The organism is Bradyrhizobium sp. 4 (assembly GCF_023100905.1).
Classification (GTDB): domain Bacteria; phylum Pseudomonadota; class Alphaproteobacteria; order Rhizobiales; family Xanthobacteraceae; genus Bradyrhizobium.
The window spans coordinates 2,961,590-2,978,452 of the sequence record NZ_CP064686.1; the positions used below are offsets into that span (position 1 = coordinate 2,961,590).

A 16,863-nucleotide genomic window follows, 5' to 3' on the forward strand; every position below is an offset into this window, starting at 1 on the left:
TTCCTGGCTTGCTGTGGGAGCGGAGTCAGGGCTAAGCTAGGTTTCGCGCCGTTCGGACCTTTGATTCATATCAAGCAATTTTCTCACCTGCGCGGCCACGGTAACGAGCCGGCGCGCAGACCGCCCTGATCCCTTCTGTGGAGGCGACCATTGAGCGAGCAACTTCATCCGATGGCCCCGCATCATCTGCCGTTCTATCTCGCGCCGGGAAGCGGCACGGACGTGTTGATGGTCGTGATGGGAATCTTCCTGGTCGGCACCGTGCTCTGGGTCGGTACGCTCTATTGGAAGCTGCACAGCCTGCCCGAACGAATGGCGCACAAGTCGCAGAAGCTGCAGTTCGAGATCGTGGCCGTGCTGGGCATCATCTCGCTCTTTACGCACATGCACATTTTCTGGGTGGCCGGCCTTCTGCTCGCGATGATCGACTTGCCAGATTTCGGCACGCCGCTGCGGAGTATCGCAGGCTCGGTCGAGAGGATCGCTGACGCCGCGCCAGGTGAGGGTCGGGAGCCCGAACTACCAGGCTTGCCGCCGGTCGAGAAGCCGATCGCCAAGAAGGAGCATAGCCATGTTTGAGCTCATGTTCTGCTCCCTTCTGACCATCCTGCCGGACTACCTCTACCGCCGCTATGCCCAGGGCAAACGTTTCGGCAAGGAGATCACCTTCTTTTCCATCTGGTATGAATTGCGATGGGGCATCACCGGCTGCCTGATGCTGACGATTTCTCTGATCACCATGATCTTCTACTTTCACCCGTCAACCACCTCCGCCACGCTCTATTTTCGCACGGTGCCGATCCTGCCCGAGGGCTCCGGCCGGGTGGCGGAAGTCAATGTCGGCTACAGCGAGGCCGTGAAGAAGGGTGACGTGCTGTTCAGGCTGGACGGTTCGAAGCAGAAGGCTGCTTTGGAAACAGCCACCCGCAAGATCGCCGAGGTCGACGCTGCGATGACAAGCGCCGAAAACGACGTCGTCAAAGCCGAAGCGCAAATCCAGGAAGCCAAGGCCAGCCTTCAGCAGGCCAAGGACGAACTGGATGTCAAGACGGAGTTGCAGCGCCGCAACCCCGGTATCGTCCCGCAGCGCGATATCGAGAAATTACAGGTCGTGGTCAACCAGCGGCAGGCTGGTGTGGACTCTGCCACCGCGTCCAAGACGTCAGCGACGTTGCGACTTTCAACGCTGTTGCCGGCTGAAAAGGCGAGCGCCCAGGCGGCGTTGGCGGAAGCGCAGGTCGATCTGGACAAGACCTTTGTTCGCGCCGGGGTCGACGGCCGCGTGGAGCAATTCCTGGTCCGCACCGGCGATGTCGTCAATCAGCTGATGCGCCCGGCCGGCGTGCTGGTTCCGGACGGTGCCGGCAGGCGCGCCTTGCAGGCCGGCTTTGGTCAGATCGAGGCGCAGGTGATGAAGGTCGGCATGGTGGCGGAAGCAACCTGCATCTCGAAGCCGTGGGTGATCATTCCCATGGTCGTCACCAGCGTCCAGGATTTCATCGCGGCCGGGCAGTTCCGAACCGGCGAGCAACTGATCGAGGCGCAGAATGTCGGGCGACCTGGAACGATTCTGGCTTTCCTGGAGCCGCTCTACAAGGGCGGGCTAGAAGGCGTGACGCCGGGCAGCAGCTGCATCGTCAATGCCTATACCAGCAATCATGAGGAGATCTCCGCGAAGGAGACGGGCACGGGGCGGGCAATTGCCTTGCACGTCGTCGATGGTGTTGGCCTCGTGCACGCCATGCTCTTGCGAATTCAGGCGCTCTTGCTGCCGATCAAGACGTTGGTGCTGAGCGGGCACTGACAGGCTTCGCTTTGGTTTGAATCGCACTTCGGTTCAGCGATGCGCCTCAGTTGAGCCGGTCTGGCCTCATGAGCCAGTCCGACCACCGAGCGCATATCAACTGTGAGCGCCACATGGTCCCTGCGAGAATGCCGGTTTGGCTTCGTTCTATCATTGTCGCCAGCGCTGTTGTGCTTGTGCTTGGAGCTGGCCTGTTCGGCTACCGCTGGTACTCTCGCCCGACGACGCTGACCATCGCGGTCGGATCGCTGGATGGCGAAGCCACGCGTCTGGTATCGGCGTTGGCAAGCCGGCTTGCCGTCGCGAACGCGCCGGTCCGGCTCAAGCTGGTGGAAACCACCAACGCGCTTGATGCTGCCGAGCAATTTGCGGCGGAAAAGGTCGAGCTTGCTGTCGTTCGCGGTGACGTCGGCGACCTATCGCAGGCGCAGGCTATCGCGGTCCTCGCCCATGCCGTCGTCCTGTTGGTTGCGCCGCCGGGCTCCTCCATTACCGAAATCGCTGGTCTGAAGCGCACCAGCGTCGGCGTGATCGGCGGCGAGATGAATCGCAAGGTCGTCGACGTCCTCAGCGACGAATACGGCCTTGGACGCGCCAACGTGACATTCCGCAATCTCCAGCCGGCAGACGCGCGGCGGGCACTCGATGCCAAGGAGGTACGAGCGATTTTGATCGTCGTTCCTCTTGCCGAAAAGTATCTGGCCCTCTTGCGCGGCCTCTTTCTGCAGACGCCGAAGACCGCGCCGGTCCTCCTTCCCGTCGAGGCGGCTGGTGCCATCGCGGAAAAGCAGCGCGCCTATGAAAGCTTCGATGTCCCGAAGGGCACGCTGCGCGGTTCGCCGCCTGTCCCGAGCGAGGATCTCACCACGCTGCGGGTTTCGTTCTATGTGGTCGCGCAAAAGCAGCTCAGCGCAGAGGTGGCGGGCAGCCTGGCCGACGCGCTGATGAAGGCACGCAGGGACCTGCTCGGCGAATTGCCGATCCTCTCGCAAATGACCGCGCCGAGCACGGATTCGGACGCCTTCCTCCCGGTCCATCCCGGCGCCGCAGCATTCTACAACGGAACGCAGCAGAGCTTTCTGGACGAATGGGGAAACGCGATTTTTCTCGCGCCCATGATTTTCGGCGGCCTCATCTCCGTATTGGCGGCGGCTTGGAAATTCCTTCAGGTGCGTGATTCCTCTAAAGACGAACGGGGCCTGGACTTGCTGTATGCGCTGGGCGCGCGGATACGCAGGACTGAGGCGGAGGCCGAACTGTCCGATATCGAGGTCGAGATCGACCGGGTGCTCCAGGGCCAGCGCGCCAAGGCCGCTGCAGGAGACGAGAATGCGCTCGATGTCTCCACACTGAATGTAGCCGCGCACCGCCTTCAAAGCCTGATCCACGATCGCCGGATCTTACTTTCTGCGCGGCTGGGCAGCAGCGGCCAAGCGGTGCGGCCGGACATCGACCGGATCGAACGTCCGGCCGCGGAGTGAATAGCTCCGACCTCCGGGAGAGCTCCATCTTCTTTGATCTTGATCAATAGAAGATACTGATCGTCCAAGATGCTTGGTCCAACGGGAGCTCAAGGGAGGACGTGATGCTTCGTTGCGGGAACACTCTGATCGCGATGGCGTTGCTCTTGGCGATGCCTGTCGCCGCAGTAGCCCAAACCGCAGACGCTCCGGCGGCCCCAAGTAGCCAAGTCCAAACCGCCGGCAAGCCTCCAGCGGCTGCTGAGTTGCTCAAGCCCGAGCAGCTCGAAGCTCTGGTCGCACCGATTGCGCTCTATCCGGACGAACTGCTTGCAAACGTGCTGGCCGCGTCCACCTATCCCTTGGAAGTCGTGCAGGCCGATCGCTGGCTGAAGGAGCGCAAGACTCTAAAGGGTGATCCCTTGAAGACGGAAGTCGAGAAGCAGCCTTGGGATGACAGCGTCAAGGCGTTGGCCTCAACCGCCGAAGTGTTGACCATGATGAGCGACAAGCTCGACTGGACCAAGGCGCTGGGCGACGCCGTGCTCGCGCAGCAACCGGATGTGATGGATGCGGTGCAGCGGCTGCGCACCAAGGCCTATGACAACAAGAAGCTGGTGACCACCACGCAGCAGAAGGTCAGCGTCAATACCGAGGAAAGCAGGCAGGTGGTCGTGATCGAGCCGGCAGTTCCCGATACGATGTACGTGCCGTACTACGAGCCTGCGACAGTCTACGGCGCGTGGCCCTACACCGAGTATCCACCGTATTACTTTGGCTATCCCTCCTATATCGGCGCGGGTGTGGTCGCGGCTGGTCTTGCATTCGGCACGGCTTGGGCCATTGGCCGCTGGGGCAATTATTGGGGCGGCGGCTGCAACTGGGGCAACCGCAACGTCTATATCAATCACCGAACTACCAACATCGGAAACGCCTGGCAACACAATCCGTCGCATCGCCAGGGCGTTCGCTACAACAATTCAAATGTTCAGCAGCGCTTCGGCAATAGCAATCTGAAGGCCGGCGCCGCCGACCGGATGGATTTCCGCGGCCGCGACGGACAGCAGAAGCCGGGACAGGATCGGCCTGGTGCGGGAGATCGCGCAGGAGATCGTGCCGGCGACCGCGCAGGTGATCGAGGCGGTGACCGACAAGGCCCGGGGGATCGTGCCAAGGCGGGGGGCGATCGTGCTAAAGGTGGTGGCGATCGCGCGGCCAAGGGTGGTGGTGCCAAGAATGCCGGCGCAAAAAGTGCCAGCTCTAAAGCGGGCGGTGCCAAGGGCGGCGGTGGCGCCAAGGCAGCGAACCGCGGGGGTGGCGGCGCCCTGAACGTGTCGTCGGGCCGCTCGGCGGCTGCAGCATCGGCCCGTGGCCAGGCGAGCATGGCGAGCATGGGACCGCGCGGTGGCGGCGGCGGAGGTGCGAGCTTCGCCGGCCGAGGCGGCGGCGGAGGCTTCCAAGGTGGCGGTGGCGGTGGCCGCGGTGGTGGTGGCGGTGGCGGACGGCGTTCCGATATCGGGCTGAAGCATGATGTCGTTCTGCTCGGCCATCTCGCAAGCGGCCTTGGTTACTACCGCTTCAGCTATATCGGCAGCGACAAGGCCTATGTCGGGATCATTGCGCAGGAAGTCGAAGAGGTGAAGCCAGAAGCCGTTACCCGCGGAGCCGATGGTTATCTCCGGGTCTATTACGAGAAGCTCGGTCTAAAATTCCGTACGTATCGGGATTGGCTCGCCGGCGGCGCGACGATTCCTGCGCAGGTGATGCCATGATAAGCTTCAAGTCGCTTCATCGCGTCGCCCTGCCGGCCATCATGGCGCTGGCGCTCACGAGTTCGCCATCCCGGGCGCAGCAATCGTATCCGACACCGGAGGATGCAGCGGCGGCGCTCGCGTCGGCGGTCAAGAACGGACCGGAACGGGCTATCCTGAAAGTGCTCGGCAGCGCTGCCGAGGACATCGTCTCGTCCGGTGATGAGGTCGCCGACGTCGACATCCGGAAACGTTTCACCTCGATGTACGACGCCAAGCATTCGATCAAAGCGGAGGGTAACAAGAAGGCAATGCTGATGTTGGGTCCGGACGAATTCCCGTTCCCGATCCCGCTCGTCAACACCAGGACCGGCTGGGAATTCGATATCGCCGAAGGTCGCATCGAGGTACTCTATCGCCGCATCGGCCGCAATGAGCTCGACGCCATCCAGACCAGTCTCGCCTTTGTCGATGCCGAGAACGACTACGCCGACAAGGATCGCGGCGAGGGGGCCGGCGTGTACGCACAACGCATCGTCAGCAGCGCGGGCAAGAAGGACGGGTTGTTCTGGCGTGACGACAATGACCAGAGCCCGCTCGGCGCGTTAGCAGCGCAGGCTTCGGCTGAAGGCTACAAGGCCGAGGAGGGTGCGGCGCCCTACCACGGCTATTATTTCCGGATCCTGAAGGGGCAGGGGTCGAACGCGCCAGGCGGCGCGCTCAACTATGTGGTCAATGGCAAGATGATCGGAGGTTTTGCACTGGTCGCCTGGCCTGCCGAGTACGGCAATTCCGGCGTCATGACCTTCCTGGTCAACCATGCGGGCGTTATCTACCAGAAGGATCTCGGTTATCGGACCAAGGTTCTCGTGTCCCGCATGACTGCATTCGATCCGGACCAGACCTGGAAGAAGGTCGATGGTGCAAAACCCTGAGCGACGTACGCAGATAGTGCGTCTGGCACCCTCGTATCGGTCGCCAACCTTAGCACGATCATGATCTCTATGAAGTGAGCGAAAGGCGGAACGATCGTGAGGGTCTCGTGGTGTCATTGCGACGAAGTGGGAGCGGAGATTGGCATCTCCAACTCGAAAACGGAGCCCCTGACGTCCGATTTGACCAGCCTCAACCTTCCTCCGCACCTTGCGACGAGGTTGGAGGAGATGGCCAGTCCCAACCCCATACCGCCTTGCTTCGTCGTGAAGAAAGGGTCGAAGATGCGCTCTTGATGACGCGGTGTGATGCCGGTGCCCGAGTCCTCGACGGACAAATGGACCGTTGCGCCACCATCGAGGGCGGTTTTCAGACGGAGCTCTCGTTGGTCGGCGGGGACAGAGCTCATTGCGTCAATCGCGTTTTTGCAGAGGTTCAGGACAATCTGCTGAAGCTCAGTGCCGTCCAGTGCGACTGGAGGTATGTTGCCCTGAAGCTCCGTCGTCACTGATACGCCATTGGCCAGGAGATCGTGCTTCAACAGTCTCAGCGTAAGCTCCGCGATGTCCTCGACGTTTGCCGAAGCGCCGCCGCGCGCCGTTTTGATTGTAATCTCGCGAATGCTCGATATGATGTCAGCCGCCCGACCGCCGTCGGCTTCGATGTCACAGAGGATGTTCTCGAGTTCCTCGAGTTCAGGGGAGGCAGCTCGCAAGTGACTCAACCCGGTCGCAGCATTGAGCGAGATGGCCCCTAATGGCGACCTCAGCTCATGGGCGATCGCGCCAGTGACCGCGTCGATGCTGAGAAGCCGGTTCGCTCGTTCGCGTCGCTGCAGGGCAATGACGCTGGCAAGGCGCGAATAGATAAACATCGTTTCGATGAGCAATACGGTCAGCAACATGCAACTGCCGACCAGAACGAAACCGCGTGCTGCGTACCAACCGATGGTGAACCGAACCGAACTGCCGATGATCGCCACCAGGAAATTGGGCAGGTAGGCGAGTAAAGTCACCATTAGCCAAAGGTCAAGAATGGTGCGCATGCGCGCAAACAGGACGGTGAGAGCGGTCACATTCCAAAGCAAAAGTATCAGGTTGACCTGATTACCGAGAGGGGTCTGATGCCTGACGTCGTTCACGTAGAAGCTAGGGAGAAATTCGGCTTTCGCGGTCACCATCCACGTCAGTGCTGCCACGGTGGCAGCGATGCAGCCGAAAGCTAGTGCGATCGCGGCTATTGCAGGTCTGCCTGGTCGGCCGGCGGCGGAGTGATCCTTTGTGAATCCGTACACCAGGATAGCCGCGGGAAAAGCGGTGTGCCAAAGCACGTAAAGCCAAGCGGGGCTATCCAGTCCATTTCCAATGACACCTGCGGTGGCGTATCCGTTCGGAAAGGCGAGCGTTTGCAGGAATGCGAACGATCCGCTGAAAACGTACCCGCTCGCGAGTGCGAGAAGTGCCCGCTGAGGCTGGATCGAAAATTGAGCAAACAGCAGGGCTGCCGTGATGAATTCGGCCAGGGCCAACGCGGTCTGCAATACTGGAACGAAACCATTGATCTGGCCCAATTGGATCCGGGCGAACGGCGCGATGGCCGCTGCAAGGACGATGAGCAAGACGGCGACACCCACCGCCCAGGCCTTTTGGCGAGGGGTTGCGGGCATGTTCGCGATGATCAATGGGAATTCTTGCTCATCATCGTAGGCGGGCTCGGCGGCTGCGTTGGCCGATCGTTGGCTCGCTCGCGCAATGCCCGGCCCCGATGCTGTCGCACCGCCGCCAAGTCCCATGAACTTGCGCTGGCTCATTCCGCCTCCGGGACCACGAGACAGCATCTTACTCGTCCCCGCGCCCGTTGAAAGCCCATAAGGGGGATCGGCGTCTTCGGAAGAGACATCTGACGGCCGGACTTATGTTCGCAGCATCGCCTCGATATCTTGCGCTGCTTCAAGCAGCGTGCGGTCTTGTCCGCGCGCGGCGATGACCTGGAGGCCGAATGGAAGTCCGGACCGGTCCGTTCCGCACGGTATCGAAATCGCAGGCAGCCGGGCATGATTGACGAAGGGCGTTAACGCCGCATGCGCGCGCGGGCTCGCCGCGCGGCCACCGATCCTGTCGGGTCCGGACTGGGTGAATGGCCACGCGACACAGGGGACGGTGGGCGCCAGCAGCAGATCGACCTCGGCGAAGAATGCCGCGAAAGCATTGGCGATCCCGGCACTTGCCAGCAACGCACCGGCAACGTCGGCGCCCGACCACGACATCCCTCGCTCGATCTGCCTGGCGATGTCAGGATCGAAGACCGCCGGATTCTCGCGGAACGCGTCTCGATAGAGTGCGGCGAGCCCGGCGTGCTGAAGCGGCACGATGGCCTCTTCCGTCGCGCCCGCCGGCCAGACGGGATCGCGCTGCGCGATGCCGAGGCCTGCGGCGGAGAGACGCGCGATGGCGAAAACGAGCCCGTTAGCGACAACATCATCGACGGCGACGTCGAGCCCAAGGCGTGGCGAGAACGCGATGCGCAGACCGGCGATGTTTTTAGCCCCTTGAGCGATGGGGGCTGAATCCGGGTCGCGCGGATCGATACCGGCCATGGCCTCGAACGCCAACGCGATATCGGCGATATCGGTGGCGATCGGCGCGATGACGGAGAGGCCGAAGAACGGTTCGGCGAAGCCGGGCCCATAGGGGATCGCGCCATACGACGGCTTGAACCCGGCGATGCCGACATGAGCCGGCGGCCTGCGGCTCGATCCGCCCGCATCGGTACCGATCGCCAGCGGCACGAGGCCGGCCGCAACCGCGGCAGCAGGGCCGCCCGACGAGCCACCGGGGGTCAACGTGGGATCGAGTGGATGCCGCGTCGGCCCATACAGCGGCGAGGTTGTCACGCCCTTGCAGGCGAATTCCGACGTTGCGCCGATGCCGACGACGACGGCGCCGGCCTTGTGCAGCCGCTCGATCGCAATCGCATCCTGCGGCGCGACGAATTCAGCGAACAGGCGCGAGCCCTGTGTCACACGCCAGCCGCCGACCCAGATGTTGTCCTTGACGATGACGGGGACACCGGCGAGCGGCATCGCCTCGCCGGCACGCAAGCGATCATCGACCGCTGTGGCGTCGGCAAGCGTACGCGCGGGAGCGGTCGTCACCACCGCGTTCAGCGCCTTGGCGGCCTCGATGCGCGCAAGCGCGGCCTTGGCGGTCTCGACCGCACTCGTTCGTCCGGCGGAGACGTCGGCCGCAATCTCGCACGCGCTACTTTTTCGGGTTGTCATGGCCTCCCCAGATCAGTGCCAATGTGCCGCAGAGGGCGAGGCACGCCAAGGCGAAGAAGGCGGCACCGAGACTGGCTGCGCCGTCCAGGAGCGACACCAGTGCCGGTGCTGCCAAGAGGCCGGCGTAGGATGCTGTCAGCACCGCGCCGGTGGTTTCGCCGATCCTGTCCTGCGGCGCGAGGCGGGCGATCTCGGCCACGAAGACACCGTTCCAGCCCGAGGCGGTCAGGCCGAACAGAGTTGCAATCGCAAACTGGCCCGTCCGTCCGAGCGATGCGCCATCGAGACCCAGCAGCGCGGCGCAGAAAGTCATGCCGAGGCCGATGACGACGAGAACTCCGCGTGAGGCGTTGAGGCGCATTGCGACGAGGCCCCAGCCGAGCCGGCCGACCAGCCCGCCGGCCTGGGCGCAGGCGAGCGCCATACCGGCCTCGACATGGCTGAGGCCGAGTTCGCGGGTGCCGAGCGTGACGAAGACCGTATTGAGCGACACCTGCATTGCGCTGAACGGCATCGAGGCCAGCGCCAGCATTCCGATGCGTCGATCCGCGGTCACCAATGCCAGCCGCATGCGAAGGCCAAGCTGTGGCTGTGGAATGACCTTGGCGGCGTAAGCCGGCCGCAAGCACTCGAACCACGCTATCGCCAGCAGCGCACAGGCACCCACGGCGGCATAGCACCAGGCGGGCCCGAGCGAGATTGCGATCGCGGGCAGAACCAGCGAGCCGCAGACGGCGCCGATCTGGTTTCCGGTCTGGCGAACCGAGAACACGAACGCGCGCCGCTCGGTCGTCACGAGCCGCGCCAGCAGCGCCGCGCTTGCGGGCGTCTCCGGTCCGAAGGCGAGGCCAAGACAGAGGCCGGCTGCGAGCAGGGCCGCCGTCGAGCCGAGCGAAGCCAGCGCCATGCTGGCGATGATCGCCGCCGCGCAGAGGCTCGCGATCCGCAGCGAGCCCAAGCGGGCGATGAACCCGCCGCCCCAGAACGAGGCGGGAATGCCGACCGCGAACACGGCGCAGGAGAACATCGAGAGCTGCCAGACTTCGATCTGGGCGCGCGGTGCCACCACGCCCGGCGCGAACAGAGCCAGCGCCACCAGCGCCTGCAGTGAGGTCATGGCGCCAAGCGCCGGCAGCAATGCCGGCGCTGGTCGAACGGCCGTGTTTGCGTCTACCATGGTGCTGCGCTCACGGGAGGAACATTGTGGCAGGCGGTATTTCCATTCACGCGGTCGATGTGGCGAGCGGACGTCCGGCGCAGGGTCTGCGTGTCGAGATCTGGCGGATCGATCCGGACTCGTTGCGCGTCGCCGACGGTCGGCTTGGTGCCAACGGCGTGCTCGATCATCCCGTTGCGCAGGGCGCGGGCGTGACGGCAGGCGAGTACGAGGTCCTGTTTCATCTCGGCGAGTTCTTTGGCGAGCGCGAGGAGTTCCTTACGGTGACGCCGTTCCGCTTTCGCATCAAGGATGTCGACGAGCATTTTCATCTACCGCTGAAATTCACGCGCTGGGGCTATTCGCTGTTCCGCGGCGCTTGATCAGTTGGTTAGCCGCCGCGACAGTCCCGTGACACGCTCCATGATCGCGACCAGCGCTACGGTTGCGATGATCAGCACGCCCGACAGCGCGGCGATGGTGACGTCGAGCTTGCCCTCGAGGTCCTGCCACATCCGAATCGGCAGCATGTCGGTGGCGGCATCACGCAGGAACAGCGACACCGGCACGTTGTCGAAGGACGACATGAAGGCGATGAAAGCGCCCGCAATGATGCCCGGCCGGATCAGCGGCAGCACAATCCTCCGGAACGTGTAAAGCCGACTCGCGCCAAGGACCGCCGAGCTTTCGAGCAGGGTCGGCTCCAGCTGAGCGAGCGCGGCAATCGTGTTGCGCACCACATAGGGGACGCAGACGACGGTGTGGCCAATCACCAATGTCAGCGGCGACACTGGCAATCCGACCAACGAGAACAGCATCAACGCGGCCAGGCCGAAGGCCAGCGCCGGCAGCACCAGCGGCGACATGAAGAGGGAATCGAGCAGCCGGGCCGACAGCCTCGGCGAGCGCGAGATCGCGAGCGCGGCGGCAACGCCGAGCACCACCGACAGGCCCGTCGCCCACAGTGCCACGATGAGGCTGTTCTTGGCTGCGAAGTGCAGCTGCCAGGCGTTCCACAATTCGGCGTACCAGCGCAGCGAATAGCCCGGCGGCGGAAAACGCAGCGAGAAGCCGCTGGTGAAGGAGACGATCAACACCACCAGCGACGGCGCGATGATGATGATCAGCGCGATCACGGCGATCAGGCTCATGACCAGCTCGAAACTGAACGCCTCCAGAGTACGCTTGCGCCGGCTCATCACGCACCTCCATAGCCGCGCGACAGGCGGCCGAGTGTGGTGAAGACGGAAACGACCGCGAGCACGGCCAGCAAAAAGATGATCGAGATTGCGGAGGCAAACGGCCAGTTCTGCAGCGTCGAGGCCTGCTGATAGAGATACATCGGCATGAACAGCATCTGGCCGCCGCCGATCAGCGACTGGGTTATAAAGGCCGTGATTGCGGCGGCGTAGGTCAGTGTGCAACCAGCGATCACGCCGGGCAGCGACAGCGGCAGCACGATCTTGAAGAAGGTGCGCCAGCTTCCGGCGCCGAGCGAGCAGGAGGCATCGTCGAGATTGGAATCGATCCGGCCGAGCGCGGTGATCAGCGGCAACGTCATCAGCGGCATCTGCACTTGCGCCAGCGCGATCACCACGCCGAACTGGGTGTAGAGCAGCTTCAAGGGCGAATTGATGATGCCAAGCGATTGCAGCGTCGCGTTGATAATGCCTTGGCGGCCCAGAATGACGATCCAGGCGAAGGTGCGCACCACGACGCTGGTCAGGAGCGGTAGTAGCACGATCAGGATAATGATGGTCTGAAGCCGCGGCCCGACCCGCTGGTAGAGCCAGGCGATGGGAAAGCCGAGCACCAGGCAGACGGCTGTCACCTCCGCCCCGAGCAGCAGCGTCGAGCCGAGCACGCTGAGGCTGAAGGGGTCGGTGAGGAAGTGCAAATATTGGCCGAGCCCCCAATGGAGCGCGGCCGTGTCGTTGTGGAGCGAGAGCCAAAGCAGTTGCAGCAGCGGCGCCAAGAAGAAGACCAGGAAGAACAGCGCCAGCGGCACTGCCAATCCCATCCCGTGGGAGGTCACGTCCCGTGGTGCCGGTGCTGCGCCCATCGTCGGATCCCTAAAGCTCTTAGATCTTGATCTCGCGGTTGAAACGCTCGATCCAGGCCGAGCGCTGCTCGTTGATCTTCTTCCAGTCCTGGAACACGAATTTCTGCTTCAGCTCGGCGGTGTCCTTGGCGAGCACGCGCGCAATCTCGCCGCCCATCGTCACCTTGGAATTGGTCGGCACGATCAGATAGGGCGGGTTCATCAGCGTGGTCTGCACCTCGGGAGTCAACGACGCCTCGATCAGCTTGAAGGCGAGCTCGCGGTTGGGCGAGTTCTTGACGATGTGGATCGTGGTCTTGAAGGCGATGGCACCTTCCTTCGGGGCAACGAACTCGACCGGCACGCCGCGCGCTTTCAGGATCTGGATGGCGTTGAAATTGCCGGGCGAGATGTCGATCTGGCCCTGCTGGAACAGGGTGGCGAGCGCGCCGGGATTGGCCGCGACCGCGGCGAGATTGGGCTTCAGCTCCTCGATCGCCTTGAAGCCGGGATCGACATTGGCTTCCGAGCCGCCGCGCATCTTGGCGATCTCGACCAGCCAGCCGGTCCCGAGCGTCGAGTTAAGATTGGTGATGCCGACGCGGCCCTTGAACTCGGACTTCCACAGATCGGCCCATGAGGTCGGCGGCGTCTTGACCGCCTCCGGATTGTAGGTGAGGCCGACGACCTGGAAGAACGGGGCGGGGCCCATCGGCTCCTGTGCCTCGGCGATGAGGTCCTTGTAATAGGCGCTCTTCTCGACCGGATAGGGCTCAACCAGGTCCTGGCCGATCGCGACCAGGGCGGGGCCGGGATCGTGCAGCATGACGTCGATCGGCGGATTGGCCTTGGCGGCGTTCACCTTGGCGATCTGGTCGACCGAGAGCATGGGATCGAGCACCATTGCGGCGTCCGCGTTGGCCTTGCGGAACGCCGGCACCAGCACGGCCTTGTGCGCCTCCTCCCAGCTTCCGGTGAAGGTCGCAAACACTAGCGGGCGGGCCTGGGCATAGCTCAATCCGGGAAACGCCTTCATGGCCCCGAGTGTGAGTGCGGTCGTTATCAGGCTTCGGCGGTTCATGATCATGGTCGAACTCCCTCTGGACAAAAACTGGATCTAAAGCGTTGCAGGAAAAGCGTTGGCGAGCGACGGGGCGAGTGGCGCGAGGCGCACCGCGGCGCCGCTCCCCAGCGTGCGCGTCTCGCCGATGCGCGCCTGTGAGATCTTGACGCTGGAGCCGTCGGCGGTGGTGATCTCGTGCACGACGGTGGCCCCGAGCGGCAGCGACATGCCGACCACTCCGGCAAAGCCGGTCTCGTCACCGACGAATTGCAGATGCTCGGGGCGGATACAGACGGTGACGCGGCCGCCTTCGGCAAACGCGCCACCCGCCGGCCGCGCGATGATCTCAGCGCCAGCATCGAGGCGGACTTTGGCGGCCGTCCGGTCCGCCGAGACGACCACGCCGGGCATGCAGTTGCTGGCGCCGACGAACGTGTTCACGAACAGCGTCTGCGGCCGGTCGTAGACGTCGGACGGCGATCCGAACTGCTCGAGCTTGCCGTGGCTCAGCACCGCGACGCGGTCAGCCATCGACAGCGCTTCTTCCTGGTCATGGGTCACGATCACCGTGGTGATGCCGGAGACGCGCTGGAGCCGCTTGACCTCGATCTGCATGTCGAGCCGCAAATTCTTGTCGAGCGCGGCAAAGGGCTCGTCGAGCAACAGGATCGACGGCTTGATCGCAAGTGCGCGAGCGAGCGCCACGCGCTGCTGCTGGCCGCCGGAGAGCTGCCGTGGCAACCGTTCCGACATGGTCGGCAGTTGCACCAGATCCAGCAGGCGCTGCGCTTCGCGCTGGCGGGTCGTCTTGTCGATACCGCGCGCGGCAAGTCCGTAAGCGACGTTCTCGCCGATGCTGAGGTGGGGGAACAGTGCGTAGTTCTGGAACACAATGCCGACCGCGCGGCGGTTCGGCGGCAGCGCGTCGACGATGTCGTCGCCGATGATGATCCGTCCCTGGGTCTGCGCGATGAAGCCGGCGATGATGCGCAGCAGGGTGGTCTTGCCGCAGCCGGAGGGGCCGAGCAGGGCGACGATCTCGCCGCCCTTGATGTCGAGATTGATGTTCTCGACCGCGAGCGCGCCGCTCGGATAGCGGTGAGTGACGGCGTCGACGACGAGCGATCGGCCGCCTTGCACTTCAGCCATGATGTTGCCTCCCGTTGCCCCAAAGCAGAAAGCAAGTCTCGTGCCCGCCGCGCTCGCCTTTCGATGCGAGGTTTGGCATGGTGGGGCGATGACATCGGATCGATCGGTTTGCGACCTCACTGCCACAACCATTGCGCGCGCCATTGCGAAGGGCGAGCTGTCGTCGCGCGAGGTTGTCGAGGCGCATCTCGAACGGATTGCGCACCAAGACGTGCAATTGGCGGCGTTCGTGACCGTCGACGCGGACCGGGCTCGCCGTGCCGCGGATATCTGCGACGCCGCGCCCGCTCCGATCGGCGCGCTGCATGGGATGCCCGTCGGGATCAAGGATCTCACCGACACTGCGGGACTTGCGACCACCTACGGATCGGCTCTGTTTCGTGATCACGTTCCGGCCGAGGACGATCTCGTGGTCACGCGGCTGCGGCGCGCCGGCGCGATCATCTTGGGAAAGACCAACACGCCGGAATTCGGCTTCGGTGCGGTCTGCACCAACAAATTGTGCGGCCCGACCCGCAATCCGTTCGATTCCGCGCTGACCTCGGGCGGTTCGTCCGGCGGCTCCGCTGTCGCGGTCGCGGCTGGCATGGTGCCACTGGCGCACGGCACCGATTTCGGCGGCTCGGTGCGGACGCCCGCAAGCTTCTGCGGCGTCGCCTCGATCCGGCCGACGCCCGGTCGCATCCCGTCGCCGCATCGACCGCTCGGCTGGGACATGCTCGCCACCCACGGTTTTCTGGCCCGCGGTGTTGACGATCTCGAACTGGCGCTGTCGGTCTGTGCGGGGGGCGATGTGCGCGACCCGCTCTCGATGGGCGTCGTCAATGAAGATCGGCCGGTTGCAGGGCGTCCGCGGATCGCAGTGACGCCCGATTTCGGTGTCGCGCCCGTGGCGCGCGAAGTCCGTGCGCGGTTCGCCGCGGCCTGCGAGGCGCTCGCGGCCGCTGCCGATGTGGTGCCGTCCGCGCCCGATTGCGGCGGTGCGATCGAGACATTCCGGACGCTGCGCGCCGCGCACATCGCCGACAGCTATGGCGAGCTGCTGAAAACGCGCCGCGTCGAGCTCACGCCCACCGTGATCTGGAACATCGAGGCGGGCGCAAAGCTCTCCGCGGAGGATTATCTCAACGCCGAGCGTCGCCGCACCGCGATCTACCGCAGCTTTCGCGAGCTGTTCACCCGCGCCGATTTCCTGGTGGCGCCGGCGCCGTCCGTCTTGGCCTGGCCGAACGAAATCAGCGATGTCACCGCGATCGATGGCGCGGCGCTGGAGACGCCGATCGACTATCTCGCTATCACTTTCATTGTGTCGCTGGTCGGTTTCCCGGTCCTGACCCTGCCGGCGCCGCGAGGGGAGAACGAGCTGCCGTTCGGCATCCAGATCATTGCCCCACCGCGATGCGAATCCCGCCTGTTTGCCTTCGGCCGTGCCATCGAGAACGAACTGGGTTTTTCGCATCGCTGGCCGAAGCTCCCCTAGCTGTCGCGATGCTCGAGCCGGGCGGCGAGCGCATCGGCAAGACCAAGGGTGGGTTTGGCGGCGGGCCGGCGGAACGTGCCTGCGGTTGCCTTGCGCATGCGTAGCGCCACCAGCGCCTCGGCTTGCTTCACTGCGGCGGCGACCTGATCGACGACAGGAACGGGGATCCGTTCGGCGACGCGCTCGGCAAGGCCCGAAAGTGGCGCGCCCGCGAAAATCAAAACATCGGCGTCGTTCTCGACGATCGCACGCTGAGCAAGTTCGACAAGCACATCTTCCTTCTCGGTGCCGACCTCCGAGATCGCCTGGAACGGCGTATCGAGCATACGGATACCGGCGCAGCGCTCCCACAGCCCGTGGGCGCGGACGCATTCCTCGTACCAGGGGCCGAGCGCCTGGGCGAATGTGACGATGGCGAAACGCCGTCCGGCCATGCAGGCGGTCAGCATCGCCGCTTCCGCCATGCCGACCACGGGAATGTCGAAGGTTTCGCGCGCGGCGAACAGGCCGGGGTCGCCGAAGGCGGCGATGATCGCGGCGTCGACCTTGTGATGCTGCTCGGCCAGCATCTCCAGCGCAATGGCGCCGCCGATCTGCGCCTCGGTGCGCGTCGAGATGTAGGGGACGCCGCGGGTCGCGGTGCAGGGGATCAACTCGGTCCCGGCCGAAGCCGCGCGCTGCCCGACATCCGTCATCAACTGGGTGACTGCGGTGCTGGTGTTCGGGTTGAGCAGCAGCAGCTTCAT

At 64.1% G+C, this 16,863-nt stretch carries 15 protein-coding genes; 7 read left to right on the plus strand and 8 right to left on the minus strand.

Annotated elements, in window-relative coordinates; all coding sequences use genetic code 11:
• Positions 1-171: 171 nt before the first annotated feature.
• The 5 genes from IVB45_RS13510 (at position 172) to IVB45_RS13530 (ending at position 5,950) form a co-directional block, all read left to right on the plus strand.
• Positions 172-579 (plus strand): hypothetical protein, encoded by a 408-nt coding sequence (locus tag IVB45_RS13510; RefSeq protein WP_035962349.1) that lies wholly within the window; start codon positions 172-174, stop codon positions 577-579.
• Positions 572-1,804 carry a biotin/lipoyl-binding protein gene (locus IVB45_RS13515; RefSeq protein WP_247360152.1) on the plus strand — a complete coding sequence of 411 codons (1,233 nt, stop codon included), beginning with the start codon at positions 572-574 and terminating at the stop codon, positions 1,802-1,804. Before IVB45_RS13510 ends, IVB45_RS13515 begins: the two co-directional genes overlap by 8 nt.
• 113 nt (positions 1,805-1,917) lie before the next feature.
• Positions 1,918-3,285 (plus strand): TAXI family TRAP transporter solute-binding subunit, encoded by a 1,368-nt coding sequence (locus IVB45_RS13520; RefSeq protein WP_247360151.1) that lies wholly within the window; start codon positions 1,918-1,920, stop codon positions 3,283-3,285.
• Between the two features lie 104 nt (positions 3,286-3,389).
• Positions 3,390-5,036, plus strand: coding sequence for a DUF3300 domain-containing protein (locus IVB45_RS13525; protein WP_247359644.1), 1,647 nt, complete (start codon positions 3,390-3,392; stop codon positions 5,034-5,036).
• Positions 5,033-5,950, plus strand: coding sequence for a DUF2950 domain-containing protein (locus IVB45_RS13530; RefSeq protein ID WP_247359643.1), 918 nt, complete (start codon positions 5,033-5,035; stop codon positions 5,948-5,950). Before IVB45_RS13525 ends, IVB45_RS13530 begins: the two co-directional genes overlap by 4 nt.
• A gap of 113 nt (positions 5,951-6,063) precedes the next feature.
• Here IVB45_RS13530 and IVB45_RS13535 read toward each other — a convergent pair whose 3' ends face one another.
• The 3 genes from IVB45_RS13535 to IVB45_RS13545 all read right to left on the minus strand — a co-directional run bounded on the left by IVB45_RS13535 (position 6,064) and on the right by IVB45_RS13545 (position 10,405).
• A complete protein-coding gene (locus IVB45_RS13535) occupies positions 6,064-7,758 on the minus strand; it encodes an MASE4 domain-containing protein (RefSeq protein WP_247359642.1) in 1,695 nt (564 codons plus the stop codon).
• Positions 7,759-7,860: 102 nt separating this feature from the next.
• Positions 7,861-9,228 carry an amidase gene (locus IVB45_RS13540; RefSeq protein ID WP_247359641.1) on the minus strand — a complete coding sequence of 456 codons (1,368 nt, stop codon included), beginning with the start codon at positions 9,226-9,228 and terminating at the stop codon, positions 7,861-7,863.
• Positions 9,209-10,405, minus strand: a complete 1,197-nt coding sequence (locus IVB45_RS13545) for an MFS transporter (protein WP_247282371.1) — start codon at positions 10,403-10,405, stop codon at positions 9,209-9,211. Before IVB45_RS13545 ends, IVB45_RS13540 begins: the two co-directional genes overlap by 20 nt.
• Before the next feature lie 26 nt (positions 10,406-10,431).
• Here IVB45_RS13545 and IVB45_RS13550 point away from each other — a divergent pair, with 26 nt between their 5' ends.
• On the plus strand, positions 10,432-10,767 hold the full coding sequence (locus tag IVB45_RS13550) for a hydroxyisourate hydrolase (RefSeq protein ID WP_027569358.1): 336 nt from the start codon (positions 10,432-10,434) through the stop codon (positions 10,765-10,767).
• Here IVB45_RS13550 and IVB45_RS13555 read toward each other — a convergent pair whose 3' ends face one another.
• The 4 genes from IVB45_RS13555 to IVB45_RS13570 are packed head-to-tail and all read right to left on the minus strand — an operon-like array spanning position 10,768 to position 14,637.
• Entirely contained in the window at positions 10,768-11,583 is an 816-nt protein-coding gene (locus IVB45_RS13555; RefSeq protein ID WP_247359640.1) for an ABC transporter permease, read from the minus strand.
• Positions 11,583-12,446: an ABC transporter permease gene (locus IVB45_RS13560; protein WP_247359639.1), complete on the minus strand. Its 864-nt coding sequence runs from the start codon at positions 12,444-12,446 to the stop codon at positions 11,583-11,585. The genes IVB45_RS13555 and IVB45_RS13560 overlap by 1 nt, the downstream gene beginning before the upstream one ends.
• A 19-nt stretch (positions 12,447-12,465) precedes the next feature.
• Positions 12,466-13,512, minus strand: a complete 1,047-nt coding sequence (locus IVB45_RS13565; RefSeq protein ID WP_247282375.1) for an ABC transporter substrate-binding protein — start codon at positions 13,510-13,512, stop codon at positions 12,466-12,468.
• Between the two features lie 30 nt (positions 13,513-13,542).
• Entirely contained in the window at positions 13,543-14,637 is a 1,095-nt protein-coding gene (locus IVB45_RS13570; protein WP_247359638.1) for an ABC transporter ATP-binding protein, read from the minus strand.
• Positions 14,638-14,725: 88 nt separating this feature from the next.
• Here IVB45_RS13570 and IVB45_RS13575 point away from each other — a divergent pair, with 88 nt between their 5' ends.
• On the plus strand, positions 14,726-16,117 hold the full coding sequence (locus IVB45_RS13575) for an amidase (RefSeq protein ID WP_247359637.1): 1,392 nt from the start codon (positions 14,726-14,728) through the stop codon (positions 16,115-16,117).
• Here IVB45_RS13575 and IVB45_RS13580 read toward each other — a convergent pair.
• The gene (locus IVB45_RS13580) at positions 16,114-16,863 is read right to left on the minus strand and encodes an aspartate/glutamate racemase family protein (RefSeq protein ID WP_247359636.1); all 750 of its coding nucleotides are present in this window, start codon (positions 16,861-16,863) and stop codon (positions 16,114-16,116) included. The two genes, IVB45_RS13575 and IVB45_RS13580, sit on opposite strands and share 4 nt — an antisense overlap.

Bases quoted from the DNA above. Each gene is read 5' to 3' on its own strand.
- IVB45_RS13525 (WP_247359644.1), top strand. From the start codon at position 3,390: ATGCTTCGTTGCGGGAACACTCTGATCGCGATGGCGTTGCTCTTGGCG.
- IVB45_RS13535 (WP_247359642.1), bottom strand. From the start codon at position 7,758: ATGAGCCAGCGCAAGTTCATGGGACTTGGCGGCGGTGCGACAGCATCG.
- IVB45_RS13570 (WP_247359638.1), bottom strand. From the start codon at position 14,637: ATGGCTGAAGTGCAAGGCGGCCGATCGCTCGTCGTCGACGCCGTCACT.
- IVB45_RS13560 (WP_247359639.1), bottom strand. From the start codon at position 12,446: ATGGGCGCAGCACCGGCACCACGGGACGTGACCTCCCACGGGATGGGA.
- IVB45_RS13540 (WP_247359641.1), bottom strand. From the start codon at position 9,228: ATGACAACCCGAAAAAGTAGCGCGTGCGAGATTGCGGCCGACGTCTCC.
- IVB45_RS13530 (WP_247359643.1), top strand. From the start codon at position 5,033: ATGATAAGCTTCAAGTCGCTTCATCGCGTCGCCCTGCCGGCCATCATG.
- IVB45_RS13545 (WP_247282371.1), bottom strand. From the start codon at position 10,405: ATGGTAGACGCAAACACGGCCGTTCGACCAGCGCCGGCATTGCTGCCG.
- IVB45_RS13510 (WP_035962349.1), top strand. From the start codon at position 172: ATGGCCCCGCATCATCTGCCGTTCTATCTCGCGCCGGGAAGCGGCACG.
- IVB45_RS13580 (WP_247359636.1), bottom strand. From the start codon at position 16,863: ATGAAGCTGCTGCTGCTCAACCCGAACACCAGCACCGCAGTCACCCAG.
- IVB45_RS13515 (WP_247360152.1), top strand. From the start codon at position 572: ATGTTTGAGCTCATGTTCTGCTCCCTTCTGACCATCCTGCCGGACTAC.
- IVB45_RS13565 (WP_247282375.1), bottom strand. From the start codon at position 13,512: ATGATCATGAACCGCCGAAGCCTGATAACGACCGCACTCACACTCGGG.
- IVB45_RS13575 (WP_247359637.1), top strand. From the start codon at position 14,726: ATGACATCGGATCGATCGGTTTGCGACCTCACTGCCACAACCATTGCG.
- IVB45_RS13555 (WP_247359640.1), bottom strand. From the start codon at position 11,583: ATGAGCCGGCGCAAGCGTACTCTGGAGGCGTTCAGTTTCGAGCTGGTC.
- IVB45_RS13520 (WP_247360151.1), top strand. From the start codon at position 1,918: ATGGTCCCTGCGAGAATGCCGGTTTGGCTTCGTTCTATCATTGTCGCC.